General features: G+C 70.3%; 14 protein-coding genes. 7 read left to right on the top strand and 7 right to left on the bottom strand.

Going from position 1 to position 17026, the window contains the following annotated elements:
* Window positions 1-32: 32 nt before the first annotated feature.
* From fdhD to FXF51_RS18405, 5 genes are read right to left on the bottom strand one after another with little or no spacing between them, the layout of a single operon-like run.
* Entirely contained in the window at window positions 33-899 is an 867-nt protein-coding gene (fdhD, locus tag FXF51_RS18425; protein ID WP_148435711.1) for a formate dehydrogenase accessory sulfurtransferase FdhD, read from the bottom strand.
* Complete coding sequence (locus FXF51_RS18420) at window positions 892-1734, bottom strand: 2Fe-2S iron-sulfur cluster-binding protein (protein ID WP_148435710.1); 843 nt, start codon at window positions 1732-1734, stop codon at window positions 892-894. Before FXF51_RS18420 ends, fdhD begins: the two co-directional genes overlap by 8 nt.
* Window positions 1731-3539 (bottom strand): NAD(P)H-dependent oxidoreductase subunit E, encoded by a 1809-nt coding sequence (locus FXF51_RS18415; RefSeq protein ID WP_148435709.1) that lies wholly within the window; start codon window positions 3537-3539, stop codon window positions 1731-1733. Before FXF51_RS18415 ends, FXF51_RS18420 begins: the two co-directional genes overlap by 4 nt.
* A 4-nt stretch (window positions 3540-3543) precedes the next feature.
* Window positions 3544-5445 carry a molybdopterin oxidoreductase family protein gene (locus FXF51_RS18410; RefSeq protein WP_148435708.1) on the bottom strand — a complete coding sequence of 634 codons (1902 nt, stop codon included), beginning with the start codon at window positions 5443-5445 and terminating at the stop codon, window positions 3544-3546.
* 38 nt (window positions 5446-5483) lie between these two features.
* The gene (locus tag FXF51_RS18405; protein WP_148435707.1) at window positions 5484-6461 is read right to left on the bottom strand and encodes a 2-dehydropantoate 2-reductase; all 978 of its coding nucleotides are present in this window, start codon (window positions 6459-6461) and stop codon (window positions 5484-5486) included.
* A 98-nt stretch (window positions 6462-6559) separates the two neighbouring features.
* On the opposite strand from FXF51_RS18405, the gene FXF51_RS18400 reads away from it, so the two are divergent.
* From FXF51_RS18400 to FXF51_RS18370, 7 genes are all read left to right on the top strand, one after another.
* Window positions 6560-7720 carry a molybdopterin molybdotransferase MoeA gene (locus tag FXF51_RS18400; protein WP_262379625.1) on the top strand — a complete coding sequence of 387 codons (1161 nt, stop codon included), beginning with the start codon at window positions 6560-6562 and terminating at the stop codon, window positions 7718-7720.
* An 86-nt stretch (window positions 7721-7806) separates the two neighbouring features.
* Window positions 7807-9480 (top strand): thiamine pyrophosphate-binding protein, encoded by a 1674-nt coding sequence (locus FXF51_RS18395; RefSeq protein ID WP_148435705.1) that lies wholly within the window; start codon window positions 7807-7809, stop codon window positions 9478-9480.
* Window positions 9481-9488: 8 nt separating this feature from the next.
* A complete protein-coding gene (gene frc / locus FXF51_RS18390; RefSeq protein WP_222871346.1) occupies window positions 9489-10715 on the top strand; it encodes a formyl-CoA transferase in 1227 nt (408 codons plus the stop codon).
* 1 nt (window position 10716) lies between these two features.
* On the top strand, window positions 10717-12831 hold the full coding sequence (locus FXF51_RS18385) for an acetate--CoA ligase family protein (RefSeq protein ID WP_148435703.1): 2115 nt from the start codon (window positions 10717-10719) through the stop codon (window positions 12829-12831).
* Between the two features lie 163 nt (window positions 12832-12994).
* Window positions 12995-14401, top strand: a complete 1407-nt coding sequence (locus FXF51_RS18380; RefSeq protein ID WP_148435702.1) for an Nramp family divalent metal transporter — start codon at window positions 12995-12997, stop codon at window positions 14399-14401.
* On the top strand, window positions 14401-14901 hold the full coding sequence (locus tag FXF51_RS18375) for a hypothetical protein (RefSeq protein ID WP_148435701.1): 501 nt from the start codon (window positions 14401-14403) through the stop codon (window positions 14899-14901). Before FXF51_RS18380 ends, FXF51_RS18375 begins: the two co-directional genes overlap by 1 nt.
* A gap of 12 nt (window positions 14902-14913) precedes the next feature.
* Window positions 14914-15879 carry a TerC family protein gene (locus FXF51_RS18370; protein ID WP_148435700.1) on the top strand — a complete coding sequence of 322 codons (966 nt, stop codon included), beginning with the start codon at window positions 14914-14916 and terminating at the stop codon, window positions 15877-15879.
* A 58-nt stretch (window positions 15880-15937) separates the two neighbouring features.
* On the opposite strand, the gene FXF51_RS18365 is transcribed toward FXF51_RS18370, so the two are convergent.
* Both FXF51_RS18365 and FXF51_RS18360 read right to left on the bottom strand, forming a co-directional pair.
* Window positions 15938-16126, bottom strand: a complete 189-nt coding sequence (locus FXF51_RS18365; protein ID WP_148435699.1) for a hypothetical protein — start codon at window positions 16124-16126, stop codon at window positions 15938-15940.
* Between the two features lie 74 nt (window positions 16127-16200).
* Window positions 16201-16938, bottom strand: a complete 738-nt coding sequence (locus tag FXF51_RS18360; RefSeq protein WP_148435698.1) for a GntR family transcriptional regulator — start codon at window positions 16936-16938, stop codon at window positions 16201-16203.
* Between the last annotated feature and the right edge of the window lie 88 nt (window positions 16939-17026).

Raw genomic sequence — 17026 nt, 5'->3', positions numbered from 1 at the left:
GGGGGCCAGGCGCGCCGTGCGGCATCCCCTCATCACCCCGGTGTCGGTACGCCGGCAGAGCCGTTGCCGGCGCCCAGGGTGACGCCTGTGGGGCTCAGCCGCCGCTCCCCCGTGTAGACGTTCATCGAGCTCCCGCGCAGGAACCCGATGAGCGTCAGCCCCTGCTCCTCGGCCAGCTCGACCGCGAGCGAGGACGGCGCGGAGACGGCGGCGAGCACCGGCACGCCGCCCATGACCGCCTTCTGCACCAGCTCGAACGAGGCCCGGCCCGACACCATCAGCACGGTCCCGCGCAGCGGCAGCCGTCCCTCGCGCAGCGCCCAGCCGAGCAGCTTGTCCACGGCGTTGTGGCGGCCGACGTCCTCGCGCACGCACAGTGGCTCGCCGTCGGCCGTGAACAGGCCGGCCGCGTGCAGGCCCCCGGTCCTGTCGAAGATCCGCTGGGCCGCACGCAGCCGGTCCGGCAGGCCTGCGACAGTTGACTGCGCCAGCTCGACCGGGTCGTCTCCCGCGTCCCAGCGAGCCACCGTGCGCACCGCCTCGAGCGACGCCTTGCCGCAGACGCCGCACGAGGAGGTCGTGTAGAAGTTGCGCGGCTCGGGGGCGGGCACCCCTGGCGCGAGCCGCACGTCGAGGACGTTGTAGGTGTTCTGGCCCTCCGCGGTCGCGCCGGCGCAGTAGCGGATCGTGGAGATGTCCCCGGCCGAGCCCACGGCCCCCTCGCTGACCAGGAACCCGGCCGCCAGGTCGAAGTCGTCGCCCGGCGTGCGCATGGTCACGGTCAGCGGGGTGCCGTCGAGCCGGATCTCCAGCGGCTCCTCGGCGGCCAGCGAGTCGGTCTTGCGCATCCTGGAGGCGTCCTTCACCCGCAGGATGCGCTTCTTGATCACTCTAGACATATCCGTACCCGAAGCGGCCCTTCACGCAGAGGTTGCCCTTCGTGACCGGGTTGTCGTGCGGCGAGGAGACCTTGACGATCTTGTTGTCCTGCACGTGCAGGGTCAGGTTGCAGCCCACCCCGCAGTAACTGCAGATCGTCGTGGTCTCGGTCTGCTTCGACTCGTCCCAGGTGCCCTCGGCCCGCATGTCGAACTCGGTCTTGAACGACAGCGCGCCCGTCGGGCACACCTCCACGCAGTTGCCGCAGTAGACGCAGGCCGAGTCGGTGAGCGGGGCGTCGAACTCCGTGGAGATCGTCGAGTCGAAGCCCCGGCCCGCGACGGAGATGGCGAAGGAGTTCTGCCACTGGTCGCCGCACGCGTCCACGCACTTGTAGCACAGGATGCACTTGGCGTAGTCGCGGACGTAGAGGTCGTTGTCCACCTTGGCGGGCTGCTCGACCGTGGCCGCCTCGTCGCCGAACCTGGCCGGGTCGGCGCCGTACTCCCGCGTCCACTCGGCCGCGCGCGGCGTCGTGGAAAGGTCCACCGAGGAGCCGAGCAGCTCCAGCACCACCTTGCGGCTCTGCCTGGCCCGCTCGGTGTCCGTGCCGACCTTCATGCCCTGCTCGGCCTTCCTGGAGCAGGACGGCGCCAGCGTCCTGGCGCCCTCCACCTCCACGACGCAGACCCGGCAGGCGTTCTTCGGGGTGAGCGTGTCGCCGTAACAGAGGGTCGGCACGTCCTTGCCCGCCGCGTGGCAGGCGTCGAGGATCGTCGAGCCCTCCGGGACCCGCACGGTCTCGCCGTCGATCTCGACGTCGATGAGCCGGCGGGGCGGCTGGAGCGGGATCATCTGTTGAACACTCCCAGACGGTCGATGGCCGATTCGACGGCGTTCCAGGCGGTCTGCCCGAGGCCGCAGATGGAGGCGTCGCGCATGGTCTGCCCGACCTCGCGCAACAGCACGAGATCACTGTCGTCGACCCGGCGCGAGAGGCGGTGCAGGGCCTCCTCCTGGCGTACGGTGCCCACCCGGCAGGGCACGCACTGGCCGCACGACTCGTCGCGGAAGAACTCCGCGATGCGCAGCAGCAGCCGCTTGAGGTCCACGGTGTCGTCCAGGACGAGCACCACGCCGGAGCCGAGCGTCGCGCCCGCGTCCCTGGTGCCCTGGAAGGTGAGTGGGATGTCCAGGTCCGTGACAAACGCGCCGGCTGCGCCGCCGAGCAGCACCGCCCTGGTCGTGCCGGTGGTGCCGCTCAGGTCGAGCAGCTCGCGCAGCGTCGCGCCGAACGTCAGCTCGTACACGCCGGGCCGCTCGACCGCGCCCGAGACGCAGAACAGCTTGGGCTCCGCCGCCGCGTACGCCTGCGCGCCACGCTCCAGGATCGGCAGCACGTTCACCAGCGTCTCGACGTTGTTGACCACGGTCGGCTTGCCGAACAGCCCCTTCTCCACCGGGAACGGCGGCTTGCTGCGCGGCTCGCCGCGATGCCCCTCGATGGAGTTGAAGATCGCGGTCTCCTCGCCGCAGATGTACGCGCCCGCGCCCCTGCGCAGCTCGATGTCGAACGACAGCCCCTTGCCGAGGATGTCGTCGCCGAGCAGGCCACGCGAGCGGGCGGCGGCGATCGCGTGCTGGAGCCGCGCGACCGCCCGCGGGTACTCGCCCCTGACGTAGAGGTAGCCCTTGGCGCAGCCGGTGGCGTAGGCGGCGATCGTCATCGCCTCCACCAGCGCGTACGGGTCGCCCTCCATGACCACCCGGTCCTTGAACGTGCCCGGCTCGCTCTCGTCGGCGTTGCACACCAGGTAGTGCGGGTGGTCGGGCTGGCGGGCGGCGGCGTCCCACTTGCGGCCGGTGGGGAAGGCGGCGCCGCCCCTGCCGACCAGGCCGGACTCCAGCACCTCGCGGATCACCCCGGCGGGGCCGAGGTCGAACGCGCGGCGCAGCGCGGTGTAGCCGCCCGCCGCCCGGTAGTCGTCCAGGCTGGCCGGGTCCACGACGCCGACCCGCCGCAGCAGCACCAGGCCGGGGTCACCGGCCTGCGGCACGGAGTCCTTGACGGGTGTCTCGCCGGCCACGGTGACGCCCGGCGCGTGCCCGTTCGTGGCGGGCGCCGCGCCCGTGATCGTGGTGATCGTCTCAGGGGTGGCGGGGGCGTACACCTCGGCCCGGTGCGGCTGCCCCGCCTCCAGGGCGAGCGCGGCGGGGGCCCGCTCGCACAGGCCCAGGCACGGGCTCTCGTGCCAGTCCTCGCCCGGCGGGCCGAAGCGCTCGGCGACGCGGTCGCGTACGCCCTGGGCGCCCCTTGCCTGGCAGGCCAGGTCCGTGCAGACGTGCAGCACCCGCTTGGGCCTGGGCTCCATGGAGAACAGGGAGTAGAACGTCGCCACCCCGTACGCCTCGGCGGGCGGGACGGTCAGGCGGCGGCAGATGTACTCCAGCGCCCCCTCGCTGATCCAGCCCACCCGGTCGTTGACCGCGTGCAGCGCGGGCAGCAGCAGGTCGCGGGCGGCCTCGGCGCGGGCGGCGACGCGCAGGTCGCTGTCGGTGCGCACGCCGCCCTCCCAGGCCGTGGCAGGCGGCCCCAGCAGGTCGTCCACCGCCGCGCGTTCCTCCGGCGACGGTTCGGCGCCGCGGAATCTCAGATCCACCTGTTCACCCGGCCTTCACGAGCTTCTCGACGCGTACGGCCGCCGCCTTGAACTCGGCGGTGCCCGCGATGGGACAGGTGGCCTCGATGGTCAGCGCGTTGGTGTCGACCTCGTCAGGAAAGTGGAAGGTCATGAACACCAGCCCGGGCCGCAGCCCGGGATCGATGTGGACCGGGGCCACCACCGAGCCGCGCCGCGAGCTGATCCGCACCTCCTCGCCGGCCACCAGGCCGTACTTGTCGGCGTCCTCGGGGCACATCTCGATCGTCTCGCCTCGCCGCAGCGGCGAGGCGAACCCGGACGACTGCACCCCCGTGTTGTAGGAGTCGAGCCGCCGCCCGGTCGTCAGCCGCAGCGGGTACTCCTCGTCCAGCAGGTCCACCGGCGGCGAGTGCCGCAGCACCGCGAACGGCGCCGGCGTGCCGCGCTTGACCGGGTCGCTCTCCCAGAGCCTGCCGTGCAGGTACGGCGGCTCCAGCGAGTCCTCCGACGGGCACGGCCACTGGATGCCCTGCAGCTCGGCCAGCCGCTGGTAGGTCATGCCGTGGTGCTGCGGCGACAGGGAGCGCAGCTCGTTCCAGACCTCCTCCGCGCCGTCGTAGTGCCAGTCGTGGCCCATCCGGCGGGCGATCTCGCACATGATCCAGATGTCGTCGCGCGCCTCGCCCGGCGGCTCGACGGCCTTGCGTACCCGCTGCACCCGCCGCTCGCTGTTGGTGAACGTGCCGTCCGCCTCGCACCAGGCGGCGCTGGCCGGCAGCACCACGTCGGCCATCTGCGCGGTCTTGGTGAGGAAGATGTCCTGCACGACGAGGTGATCGAGCATGGACAGGCGCTTGATGCAGGACAACGAGTCGGCCTCGGACTGCACCGGGTTCTCGCCGATCATGTAGCAGGTGGTCACCTCGCCCTCGGCCATGCCCTCCAGCATCTGGGTGAGGGTACGGCCGTACTGGGGCCGGATCGGGCGGCCCCAGACGCCCTCGAACCGCTGCCTGATCGCGGGGTCGAGGAGGTCCTGGAAGCCCGGCAGGCGGTTGGGGATGGCGCCCATGTCGCCGCCGCCCTGCACGTTGTTCTGGCCGCGCAGCGGCGACAGGCCCGAGCCGTAGCGGCCGACGTGGCCGGTCAGCAGGGCCAGGTTGATCATCGCCCGGACGTTGTCGGTGGCGTTGTGGTGCTCGGTGATGCCCAGCGTCCAGCAGAGCTGGGCGCGGTCGGCGCGGGCGTAGGCGTGGGCCAGCTCGCGGATCGCCTCCGCCGGGACCCCCGTCACCTGCTCGGCCACGGACAGCGTCCACGGCTCGACCGACTCCTTGAACTCCTCGAAGCCGACCGTGGCGCGCTCGATGAACGCCGTGTTGTGCAGGCCCGCGTGGATGATCTCGCGGGCCACCGCGTGCGCGAGCGGGATGTCGGTGCCCACGTTGAGCCCGAGCCAGAGGTCGGCCCACTGGGCGGTGCCGGTGCGGCGCGGGTCCACCGCGAACATCCTGGCGCCGTTGTGGATGCCCTTGAGCACGTGCTGGAAGAAGATGGGGTGGGCGTTGCGGGCCGCCGAGCCCCACATCACGATCACGTCGGTCTCCTCCACCTCCTGGTAGGAGGAGGTGCCGCCACCGCTGCCGAACACCGCCGACAGGCCCGCCACGCTGGGCGCGTGGCAGGTGCGGTTGCAGGAGTCCACGTTGTTGGTGCCGACGACCACGCGGGTGAACTTCTGCCCGACGTAGTTCATCTCGTTGGTGGATCGGGCGCACGACAACATCGAGAAGCTGTCGGGGCCGTGCCGTTCTATGTTGCGCAGGAAGCCTGCCGCGGCCGCATCCAGCGCTTCGTCCCACGACGCCTGGCGCAGCTCGCCGTTCTCGCGCACCAGTGGATGGGTCAGGCGGTCATAGCTCATGATCCCTCCATTCAGTATACAATCTACGGTATTCCGAGCTAGACCGCACGAACAAGATTCTCGTTCAGCAGGTCGCTCACCGCGTGGATCGCCCGCAGTGTCGGCACCTCGGCACCGGTCAGATCGGCCAGCTCGACCACCGCGGCCAGCAGCACGTCGAGCTCCAGCGGCTTGCCCTTCTCCAGGTCCTGGAGCGTGGACGTCTTGTGCTCGCCCGCCTTCTCCGCGCCGCGCAGGCGGCGCTCGATGGAGATCCCCGGATCGCAGCCCACGCGCCTGGCCACGTCCACCGTCTCCCGCATCATGGCCACGACCAGCTCTCTTGCGCCGTCGTGGCGGCAGATGCCCGCCATCGTGGCCCTGGCCAGCGCGCTGATCGGGTTGAAGGCGATGTTTCCCATGAGTTTGATCCAGACGTCCCGGCGCAGGTCGCGCTCCACCGGGCACTTCAGGCCGCCCTCCACGGCGGCCTGGCTGAAGGCGGCGCACCGCTCCGTCAGCGTGCCGTCCGGCTCGCCGATGGAGAAGCGGGTCCCTTCGAGGTGGCGGATGACGCCCGGCTCCTCGATCTCCGTGGCGGCGTAGACGACGCAGCCGATGGCACGGTGCAGGGGCAGCGCGGTCGTCACCGCGCCGCCCGGATCGACGCTCTCGATGCGGTAGCCCTCGTAGGGGCCCTTGAGCCCGTGGAAGTACCACCACGGGATGCCGTTCTGCGCGGCGATGATGCTCGTGGTCTCGTGCAGAAGCGGCTGGATCATGGGGCCCGCCGAGGCGTAGCTGTTCGCCTTGAGGCCCAGGAAGATGTGGTCCACCGGACCGACCTGGGTGGGGTCGTCGGTGGCATGGGGATGGGCGACGAAGTCGCCCCTGGGGGTGAGCACCCGCACACCGGCGCGGCGAATCGCCTCGAGGTGCGCGCCTCTCGCAACGAGGTGCACCTCGACTCCCGCCCTGTGGAGGGCGGCCCCCACGTATGCGCCGATGGCGCCGGCGCCAAGAACAGCGACCTTCATGCTGCGCTCCGTTCTCGCGTCGGATCGTGTATCCCGTATACAGTATGGAAAAACGCGGGTCAAGGAGTGTGCCGGTGGCCGTTCTGAGGCATGGACCAGTGGTGGAAGCGATCTCATGGGGCTCCGCGCGGACCCTCGCGGCCGGGGCGGCCTGCCCTTTGAAGCCTTCATCCGCGCCCCTGGCGGAGGCGCTCGGGTGCCGGCTGGCCGCGCCGGTGTGCGCGCTGGTGCCGGTGCCCGGCGTGGACGTGTCGGCGATGGACGGGTACGCGGTGGCGGGTCCCGGGCCGTGGCGCGTGGTGGGGCGGGTGCTGGCCGGGGGAGCGGCGCACGGCGGGGCGCTGGGCGTGGGGGAGGCGGTGGAGATCGCCACCGGGGCTCCGGTGCCCGGCGGGTGCGAGGCGGTGCTGCCGTACGAGCGGGCGGAGGCGGGCGAGGGGTGGGTGAGCGGCGGCTTCGAGCGGGGCCGGCATGTGCGGCGGCGCGGTGAGGACGTTCCCGAGGGGACGGTGGTGCTCGGGGCGGGCGCGGTGGTGACGCCGGTCGCGCTCGGGCTGGCCGCCGCGCTCGGGCACGACACGCTGCTGGTACGGCCGCGTCCTCAGGTTCTGGTGCTGGTCACCGGGGATGAGGTGGTGCACGAAGGGCTGCCGGGGCCTGGGCGGGTGCGGGATGCGATCGGGCCGTTCCTGCCGGGGCTGGTGGAGTGGGCCGGAGGGCGGGTCGCGGGCACGGAGCGGCTGCGGGACGGGCCGGACGTGCTTCGTGCGGCGCTCAGTGCCGAGGTCGGCGTGCCGGACGTCGTCGTGGTGTGCGGGGCGTCGTCGCACGGCCCCGCCGACCACCTCCGGGCGGTGCTCGGTGAGCTCGGCGCCGAGGTGATCGTGGACGGCGTCGCCGTCCGCCCCGGGCACCCGCAACTCCTGGCCCGCCTGGCCGACGGCAGGCTCGTCGTGGGCCTGCCGGGCAACCCGTTCGCGGCCCTGGCGGCGGCGCTCACCCTGCTGGCCCCCATCCTGCGCGAGCTGGCCGGCACCCCCGCCACCAGGGAGACCAGCGCCCTGGCCGGCCCCGTGCGGACGCACCCCACGGACACCCGCCTGGTGCCGGTCAGAAGGTCGGGAAGGGGCGCGGTGCCGATGGGGCACGACCGGCCCGGGTCGTTGTGGGGCGCGGCGCTGGCGGACGCGCTGGCGGTGGTCCCCTCCGGATGGGCCGGAGAACAGATCGAACTGATCGAGTTGCCCCCTGGGGGCTAGACACACGGTTGGCAAGGGGGTAACCATTGCGTTCATACGGTATGCAGTATGCGGAAGACAGCATTTCGTCGCCGGGAAAGGGTGGCATGATGTCGGAAACGATCTCTGGCGGTCATCTCGTAGCCAAGGCGCTCAAGGCCGAGGGCGTGGATGTGATCTACACGCTCTGCGGCGGCCACATCATCGATATCTACGACGGCTGCGTCGATGAGGGCATCGAGGTCATCGACGTACGCCACGAGCAGGTAGCCGCGCACGCCGCGGACGGATACGCGCGCATCACCGGCAAGCCCGGCTGCGCGGTGGTCACCGCCGGTCCTGGCACGACCGACGCGGTGACGGGCGTGGCCAACGCCTTCCGCGCCGAGAGCCCGATGTTGCTCATCGGCGGGCAGGGCGCGCTGAGCCAGCACAAGATGGGCTCGCTGCAGGACCTGCCCCACGTGGACATGATGACCCCGATCACCAAGTTCGCGGCCACGGTGCCCAGCACGGAACGGGTGGCCGACATCGTGTCGATGGCCTTCCGCGAGTGCTACCACGGCGCTCCCGGGCCGTCGTTCCTGGAGATCCCGCGTGACGTGCTGGACGCGAAGGTGCCGATCGAGAAGGCCCGCATCCCCACGGCCGGTCAGTACCGCGCCTCGACCCGCCAGGCGGGCGACCCCGAGGCCGTCGAGCGGCTGGCCGACATGCTGGCGCACGCGGAGAAGCCGTGCATCCTGCTCGGCAGCCAGGTCTGGACGTGCCGGGCGACCGACGCGGCCATCGACTTCGTCCGCTCGCTGAACGTGCCCGCGTACATGAACGGCTCAGGCCGCGGCACGCTCCCGCCGGGCGACCCGCACCACTTCCAGCTCAGCCGCAGGTACGCCTTCACCGAGGCCGACCTGATCATCATCGTCGGCACCCCGTTCGACTTCCGGATGGGCTACGGCAAGCGCCTGTCGCCGACCGCGAAGGTGGTCCAGATCGACCTCGACTACCGCACCGTCGGCAAGAACCGCGACATCGACCTCGGCATCGTGGGCGACGCCGGCCTCATCCTCGCCGCCGCCGCGCAGGCGGCCAGCGGGCGCATCGAGAACGGCGCGGCCCGCCGCAAGGAGTGGCTGGAGGAGCTGCGCAACGTCGAGACGCAGTCGTACGAGAAGCGCCTGCCCCGCCAGCTCTCCGGCGCCCAGCCGATCGACCCGTACCGGCTGGTGCACGAGATCAACGAGTTCCTCACCGAGGACACGATCTACATCGGCGACGGCGGCGACATCGTCACCTTCTCCGGCCAGGTCGTGCAGCCCAAGTCGCCCGGCCACTGGATGGACCCGGGCCCGCTCGGCACGCTCGGCGTCGGCATGGCGTTCGCGATGGCCGCCAAGCAGGCGCGGCGCGACAAGGAGGTGCTCTGCCTGTTCGGCGACGGCGCCTTCAGCCTCACCGGCTGGGACTTCGAGACGATGGTCCGCTTCGACCTGCCGTTCATCGGCGTCATCGGCAACAACTCCTCGATGAACCAGATCAGGTACGGCCAGGCCGCCAAGTACGGCGAGGACCGCGCCCGCGTCGGCAACACCCTCGGCGACATCCGTTACGGCGACTTCGCCAAGCTGCTGGGCGGCTACGGCGAGGAGGTCCGCGACCCCGCCGAGATCCGTCCCGCGCTGGAGCGGGCCCGCCAGTCGGGCAAGCCCTCACTGATCAACGTCTGGGTCGACCCAGAGGTGTACGCCCCCGGAACCATGAACCAGACCATGTACAAGTAGGGGAATCGCTGATGAAGGCTCTCGAAGGTGTCCGCGTCCTCGACATGACCCACGTCCAGTCCGGCCCGTCGGCCACCCAGATGCTCGCCTGGCTGGGCGCCGACGTGGTCAAGCTGGAGGCCCCCACCGGCGACATCACCCGGCAGCAGCTGCGCGACCTGCCCGATGTGGACAGCCTCTACTTCACGATGCTGAACTGCAACAAGCGCAGCATCACCCTCAACATGAAGAGCGAGCGCGGCAAGGAGATCTTCACCGAGCTGGTGAAGAGCGCCGACATCCTGGTGGAGAACTTCGGCCCTGGCGCGGTGGACCGCATGGGCTTCTCCTGGGATCGGCTCCAGGAGCTCAACCCCCGCCTCATCTACGCCTCGATCAAGGGCTTCGGCCAGGGCAGGTACGCCAAGTTCAAGGCGTACGAGGTGATCGCCCAGGCGATGGGCGGCTCGATGAGCACCACGGGCTTCGAGGAGGGCCCGCCGCTGGCCACGGGCGCGCAGATCGGCGACTCGGGCACCGGCATCCACGCGGTGGCCGGCATCCTGGCGGCCCTCTACCAGCGCGAGCAGTCGGGTCGCGGGCAGCGCGTACAGGTGGCCATGCAGCACGCCGTGCTGAACCTGTGCCGCGTGAAGCTGCGCGACCAGCAGCGCCTGGCGCACGGGCCGCTGCGCGAGTACCCGAACAAGACGTTCGGCGACGAGGTGCCGCGCTCGGGCAACGCCAGCGGCGGCGGGCAGCCGGGCTGGGCGGTGCGCTGCGCGCCCGGCGGCCCGAACGACTACATCTACGTCATCGTGCAGCCGGTCGGCTGGAAGCCGATCTCGGGCATCATCGGCCGCCCCGAGCTGGCCGAGGACCCGGAGTGGGCGACGCCGGAGGCGCGGCTGTCGAAGCTGGACAAGATGTTCCAGCTCATCGAGGAGTGGACGATCCGCCACGACAAGTGGACGGTGCTCGACACGCTCAACGCCCAGAACATCCCGTGCGGGCCGATCCTGTCCACCAAGGAGCTGGTGGAGGACGAGAGCCTCCAGGACGAGGGCATCGTCGTCAAGGTCGAGCACCCGACGCGCGGCGAGTTCGTGACCGTGGGCAGCCCGCTGCAGCTGTCGGACTCGCCGGTGGACGTCCGCACCCCGCCCCTGCTGGGCGAGCACAACCAGGAGATCTACGGCGAGCTCGGCGTGAGCGCGGACGAGCTGGCCGAACTCAAGACGAACGGAGTCATCTGACGTGGGCGCCAGGGAAGTCATCGAGAAGGCGCTGGCCGAGGGGCGCAACGCCCTGACCGCTCCCGAGGGGCGCGTGCTGTGCCAGGAGTACGGCATCGCCACCCCCGGCGAAGGCCTGGCGGGCTCGGCCGACGAGGCGGCGCGGCTGGCCGGGGAGATCGGCCTGCCGGTCGTGCTGAAGATCGTCTCGCCCGACATCCTGCACAAGACCGACGCCGGCGGCGTGCTGGTCGGCCTGAAGAGCGAGGAGGAGGTGCGGCAGGGCTACGAGACGATCCTGGCCAACGCCCGCGCCTACGACCCCGACGCCAAGATCGACGGCATCCAGGTGCAGCAGCTCGTCGGCGGCGGCCACGAGGTCATCGTGGGTGCGGTCACCGATCCGACCTTCGGCAAGGTCATCGCGTTCGGCCTCGGCGGCGTCCTGGTCGAAGTTTTGAAGGACGTGACCTTCCGGCTTGCCCCGGTTTCGGGTGATGATGCGCTGGGGATGCTGGACGACATCAAGGCGGCCGAAGTGCTCCGTGGGGCCCGCGGGGCCCAGCCCGCCGACCGGCAGGCGCTGGCGGCGCTGATCGAGCGCGTCGGCAGGCTCGTCACGGACATCCCCGAGATCGTCGAGATCGACCTCAACCCCGTCTTCGCCGACGCGAACGGCGCGGTCGCCGCCGACGTGCGCATCCTCGTCGGCGAGCCGCAGCCCGAGGTCGAGCGGCTGCCGCGCGAGGAGATCCTGCGGCAGATGAACCGCATCTTCAAGCCGCGCTCGGTCGCCGTGATCGGCGCCTCCGCCGAGAACGGCAAGATCGGCAACTCGGTCATGAAGAACCTCATCAACGGCGGCTACCAGGGGCAGATCTACCCGATCAACCCCAAGGCCGACGAGATCATGGGGCTCACGGCGTACAAGAGCGTCGCGGACGTGCCGGGCGACGTGGACGTGGCCGTCTTCGCGATCCCCGCCAAGTTCGTCGCGGCCTCGCTGGAGGAGGTCGGCGAGAAGGGCGTCGCGGGCGCGGTGATGATCCCGTCCGGGTTCGCCGAGACCGGCAACGTCGAGGGCCAGAAGGAGATCGTCGAGATCGCCCGCAGGCACGGCGTGCGCATGCTCGGCCCCAACATCTACGGCTACTACTACACGCCCGAGAACCTCTGCGCGACCTTCTGCACCCCGTACGACGTGCGCGGCAGCGTGGCGCTGACCTCCCAGAGCGGCGGTATCGGGATGGCCATCCTGGGCTTCAGCCGCACCACCAAGATGGGCGTCTCCGCCATCGTCGGCGTCGGCAACAAGGCCGACGTGGACGAGGACGACCTGCTGACCTTCTTCGAGCAGGACGACAACACCAAGGCCGTGGCCATGCACCTGGAGGACCTCAAGGACGGGCGCGGCTTCGTCGAGGCCGCCCGCCGCGTGGTCAAGGAGAAGCCGGTCATCGTGCTCAAGGCCGGGCGCACCGCGATGGGCGCGCGGGCCGCGGGCTCGCACACCGGCGCGCTGGCCGGCGACGACAAGGTCTACGACGACATCCTGCGCCAGGCCGGCGTGGTGCGCGCCCCCGGCCTGAACGACATGCTGGAGTACGCCCGCGCGCTGCCGATCCTGCCGGCGCCCAAGGGCGAGAACGTCGTCATCATCACCGGCGCGGGCGGCTCGGGCGTGCTGCTGTCCGACGCCATCGTGGACGCGGGGCTGACCCTCATGGACATCCCCGACGACCTGGACACGGCGTTCCGCGCCTACATCCCGCCGTTCGGCGCGGCGGGCAATCCCATCGACATCACCGGCGGCGAGCCACCCTCGACCTACGAGAACACGGTCCGCCTGGGACTGAGCGACGAGCGCATCCACGCGCTGGTCCTCGGCTACTGGCACACGATCGTGACGCCGCCGATGGTCTTCGCCGAGCTGATCGCGCGCGTCGTCGCGGAGGAGCGGGCGAAGGGCAACGTCAAGCCGGTCGTGGCGTCACTGGCCGGCGACACCGAGGTTGAGGAGGCCAGCGAGTACCTGTTCGAGCACGGCGTGGTCGCGTACCCGTACACGACGGAAAAGCCCGTGGCGGTCCTCGGTGCGAAGTACCGCTGGGCCAGGGCGGCCGGGCTGCTGGGCTAAGAGCCGAGCACAGCAGCGCCAGGCGAGGGGGCAATTCGGGGCGCAGAGGAAGGTAACAAACCCCCCAGGAGGTCCGTAGGTGGACACATCGAACACACCACCGGCGACGGCCACGCCGCCGGTCGAGGATCAACGAGTATGGAAAGCGGGCCGGCTTGAGCCGATGCCCTTCAGGAAGCTCCCCGACGCGCCTCCCTCGGTGCACATCATCGGGCCGACGGTGTTCCTCGTCGCGCTGGGTGTGGGCATGGGCGAGTCGTACATGTGGCCCCGCCTGGTGCTGCTGTTCGGGCCCGAGATCAGGTGGCTGTTCCTGATCGGCGTCACCTTGCAGGCCTTCGTCATGCTGGAGATGGCCCGCTACGCGATGGCGACGGGGGAGAGCATCTTCTCCGGCGCCGCCAGGGTGTTCAAGCCGCTCATGTGGTTCTTCTTCGTCGTGGCGATCGCCGTCTACATCTGGCCGGGACACCTGTCGGCCGGCGCGGCGGCGTTCGAGGAGATAACCGGCATACCGTGGATGGTGACCGCGATCGTCGGGCTGATCCTCGTCGGCGTGGTCTTCACCCTCGCCAAGGTGATCTACAACTTGCTGGAGAACGTGCTGTCGATCCTCATCGGCCTGCTCGTGATCAGCACGGCGGTGGTGGCGGCCATGGTCGGCACCTGGAGTGACGTCGTCTCCACCATCACCGGCATGTTCTCCTTCGGCTACCTGCCGCCGGAGGCCATGACGGCCACCTGGTTCCCGGTCATCGTCGGCGCCTGCGCCTTCGCCGGCCCCTCCGGCATGCAGCAGATGTGGTACACGCTGCACCTGCGCGACTCCGGCGCCGGCATGGGCGCGCACCAGCCGAAGGTGCGCGGGCTGGCCCACGCGGGCGAGGAGGAGGAGCGGCCCAACCGCGGCTTCATGTTCGACACCGGGAACGCGGACGAGATGGCCAAGTGGAAGGGCTGGCGGCGCTGGGTCACCTTCGACGCGATCCTGCTCTTCTGGGGCATCACGATGCTGGTCACGATCTCCTTCACGGTGATCGCACAGGCGGCCGTGCGGATCGACCCGGGCGTGCGGACCGCCATCCAGGGCGACGACCGGGAGGTCGCGCTGAGCGCGATGTCCAACGCCGTCTCCTCGGCCGGCAGCACCGTGCTCGGGACCGTCTTCCTCGGGTTCATCGCGCTGATCGGCCTGAACGCCACGCTGGGGCTGTTCGACTCGTTCTCGCGCGGCCAGGCCGACATGACCTACAACTTCGTCCCCGGGGCGAAGAAGTTCGGCATGTCGCGGCTGTACGGGATCTTCCTGTGGGGCGTCATCCTCTTCGGCATCCTGATCCTGCTGTTCGGGCCCGCCGACGGGCCCAGCGGGATCCTGGACACGCTGGCGTTCCTGTCGACGTTCGCGATGGGCGCGTACTGCGTGACCCTGCTCCTGGTGAACAACCGCATGCTGCCCAAACCGATCAGGCCGAAGTGGTGGACCAACGTCATCATCGGCTTCGGCGCGGTGTTCTACCTGGGGATGCTGTTCTACAGCCTGTTCGCCTTCGGCGTGGTCGTGGGCTGATGATCGGACGGCACAGCCTCGAACTCGCCCTCCCAGGGGCGGCTGTCGGAGCCGTTGCCGGAGCCATCGCCGGTGGACTGACCCTGTTCGCGGGGCAGTCCACCGGGATGGCGGGTCTGGCGGCGCTGGCCCTGGCCACGCCGCTGGCCCTCTTCGGCGGCCTCTACAGCATGCTGCTCGCCCACGGCGTCTTCCGCCCGGGCACCTTCGGCCCCGTCGGCCTGTACTGGATGGCCGCCTTCCCGGTGTCCCGGCTGGCACAGGAGATCATGTCCCCGACGGGTGGCCTGCTCGAAGGGGTGGGGCCGTTCCTGGCGTACCAGGCGATGATCGCCCTGGGCTTCGCGATCGGCTTCCTCTGGCTGCACGAGCGGCTCATGCCGCACTGGCTCCTGCGCAGGGCCGGCGACAACCCGCTCGCGCAGGACCTGCTGGACAAGTACCTGCGCTTCGCCCGCATCGTCCGCGCGCGCAAGAGCGCCAGAAAGGGGGGCAAGTAGATGGTCCCGGCGATGGAACTGCCGTTCTGGATCTGGGCCGCGACCATCGGCGGCTTCTGCCTGATCCTCGCGCTCGACTTCTGGCTCGTGGCCCGCAACCCGCACGAGCCCAGCTTCAAGGAGTGCGTGGGCTGGGTCTCGTTCTACGTGGGCCTGGCCGTCGCGTTCGGCGTGGGCCTGCTCCTGCTGTCCGGCCCGGCGCACGGCGGCGAGTTCTTCGCCGGCTGGATCACCGAGTACTCCCTCAGCGTGGACAACCTCTTCGTCTTCCTGCTGATCATGAGCCGGTTCCAGGTGCCGCGGCAGTACCGCCAGAAGGTGCTGCTCATCGGCATCATCCTGGCGCTCGTCATGCGCGGCGGCTTCATCGCCGCCGGCGCCGAGGCCGTCGCCAGGTTCGACTGGCTCTTCTACGTGTTCGGCGCCTTCCTCGTCTACACCGCGTGGAAGCTCATCGGGCACGAGGAAGAGGAGGCGGAGTTCTCCGAGAACATCGCCCTGCGCACGGTACGCCGGGTGCTGCCGACGACGGACACCTACCACGGCGCCCGGCTGACGGTGCACCACGGGCGCAGGATGGTCACCCCGATGCTGATCGTGATGGTCGCGATCGGGACCACCGACCTGCTGTTCGCGCTGGACTCGATCCCGGCCATCTTCGGGCTCACCAAGGAGCCCTACCTGGTGTTCACCGCCAACGCCTTCGCCCTCATGGGGCTGCGGCAGCTCTTCTTCCTCATCGGCGGCCTGCTCGACCGGCTGGTCTACCTGAGCAAGGGCCTGTCGGTGGTGCTCGCCTTCATCGGCGTGAAGCTGATCCTGGAGGCGCTGCACCACGACGGGGTGTCCTGGGCGCCGGAAATCCCGATCATGGTGTCGCTCGGGGTCATCCTCGGCACTCTCGCCGTCACCACGGTGCTCAGCCTGCTGAAGTCGTCCCGCGATGCCAAGAAGGTGGTGGAGACCGCAGATCACTGATCCGGGCCGCGCGCGGGGGCCGGTGGCTGCTTACGGGTGGCCGCCCCCCTGCCGCGGCTCAGTGGCGCGGTTGCTCGCGTACGTCGTGCGTCTGCTGGGTGCTCCACTCGCGCAGGTAGCGGTCCGCTTCGTCTGCCGAGTAGTGCTTCTTCAGCGCCGCGCTGAGGCCGATGCCGATGGCACGGCCGTCGGCGGGCTGGCCCAGAGGATCACCAAGAAGAAAGCGCCAGAACGCCTTCACGGTCATACACCTCCTGTCGGTCTGGCTCCCACCCTCTACCCGGGGTGTTTCGGAGCATGTGAATTCCTGTGAACGTCAGATCAACCGATCTGACGGGGCCTGCGCCGGCGTACCGGCTTGGGCGCGGGCTCTGCGGGCTCGCTCTCCCGCTGCTCCATGTAAGAGGCGCGGGTGTGCTCGGTGTGCTCGCGCATGATCTGCGCCGCCCGGCCCTCGTCGCCGGCCTCGATCGCGTCGATCAGCGCCTGGTGCTCGTCCCACGACGCCATGCCGCGCTGGCGGGCCACCGGCGTGTGGTACCACCGCACCCGCCTGGCGACCTGGGCGGCCAGCTCGGCCAGCACCCTGTTGCCCGACAGCGCCGTCACCAGGGCGTGCAGCTCCGAGTTCGTCGCCACGGCGCCGTCGACGTCGTCCGACTGGACGGAGGCGATGCCGCGGGCGCACAGGGCGCGCAGCCGCTTCACCCCGTCCTCGCCGGCGTGCAGCGCGGCGAGCCGGGCGGACTCGGTCTCCAGCAGCGCGCGGACCGCGAGGAGCTGGTCGGCTTCCTCCAGGGTGGGGACGTGCACGAACGCGCCCTGGCCGGGGTGCAGATCCACCCAGCCCTCGCCGCTGAGCTGCTGGAGCGCCTCGCGTACGGGCTGCCTGGAGACGCCGAGCAGCTCGGCCAGCTCGCTCTCGACGAGGTGCTGGCCGGGCTTGAGCTGGCCGGAGACGATGAGCTCTTGGATAGCCTCGATCACGCTCTCCCTGAGCGTGGCGGGGCGGGGAATCTTGGGGGCCGCCGTCTGACCGGCCTGATCCGACAGCAACATGGTGACGTCTCCAGGTTCGGGTGCTTTACGGTTTTTGGTCGACTGCCTACAGCATACCGTCTGGGGGTTCTGTATGGCCGTGAGTCTC

The organism is Nonomuraea sp. PA05 (genome assembly GCF_008086045.1).
GTDB classification, from domain to species: Bacteria; Actinomycetota; Actinomycetes; order Streptosporangiales; family Streptosporangiaceae; genus Nonomuraea; species Nonomuraea monospora.
The sequence above is the reverse complement of the archived record's forward strand: the minus strand, read 5'-3'. Positions and strand labels throughout refer to the sequence as shown.

Coding starts and splice junctions, on each gene's coding strand:
- FXF51_RS18380 (WP_148435702.1), top strand. CDS start 12,995: ATGCCCTTCAGGAAGCTCCCCGACGCGCCTCCCTCGGTGCACATCATC.
- FXF51_RS18395 (WP_148435705.1), top strand. CDS start 7,807: ATGATGTCGGAAACGATCTCTGGCGGTCATCTCGTAGCCAAGGCGCTC.
- FXF51_RS18410 (WP_148435708.1), bottom strand. CDS start 5,445: ATGAGCTATGACCGCCTGACCCATCCACTGGTGCGCGAGAACGGCGAG.
- FXF51_RS18365 (WP_148435699.1), bottom strand. CDS start 16,126: ATGACCGTGAAGGCGTTCTGGCGCTTTCTTCTTGGTGATCCTCTGGGC.
- FXF51_RS18420 (WP_148435710.1), bottom strand. CDS start 1,734: ATGATCCCGCTCCAGCCGCCCCGCCGGCTCATCGACGTCGAGATCGAC.
- FXF51_RS18370 (WP_148435700.1), top strand. CDS start 14,914: ATGGAACTGCCGTTCTGGATCTGGGCCGCGACCATCGGCGGCTTCTGC.
- fdhD (WP_148435711.1), bottom strand. CDS start 899: ATGTCTAGAGTGATCAAGAAGCGCATCCTGCGGGTGAAGGACGCCTCC.
- FXF51_RS18375 (WP_148435701.1), top strand. CDS start 14,401: ATGATCGGACGGCACAGCCTCGAACTCGCCCTCCCAGGGGCGGCTGTC.
- FXF51_RS18405 (WP_148435707.1), bottom strand. CDS start 6,461: ATGAAGGTCGCTGTTCTTGGCGCCGGCGCCATCGGCGCATACGTGGGG.
- FXF51_RS18360 (WP_148435698.1), bottom strand. CDS start 16,938: ATGTTGCTGTCGGATCAGGCCGGTCAGACGGCGGCCCCCAAGATTCCC.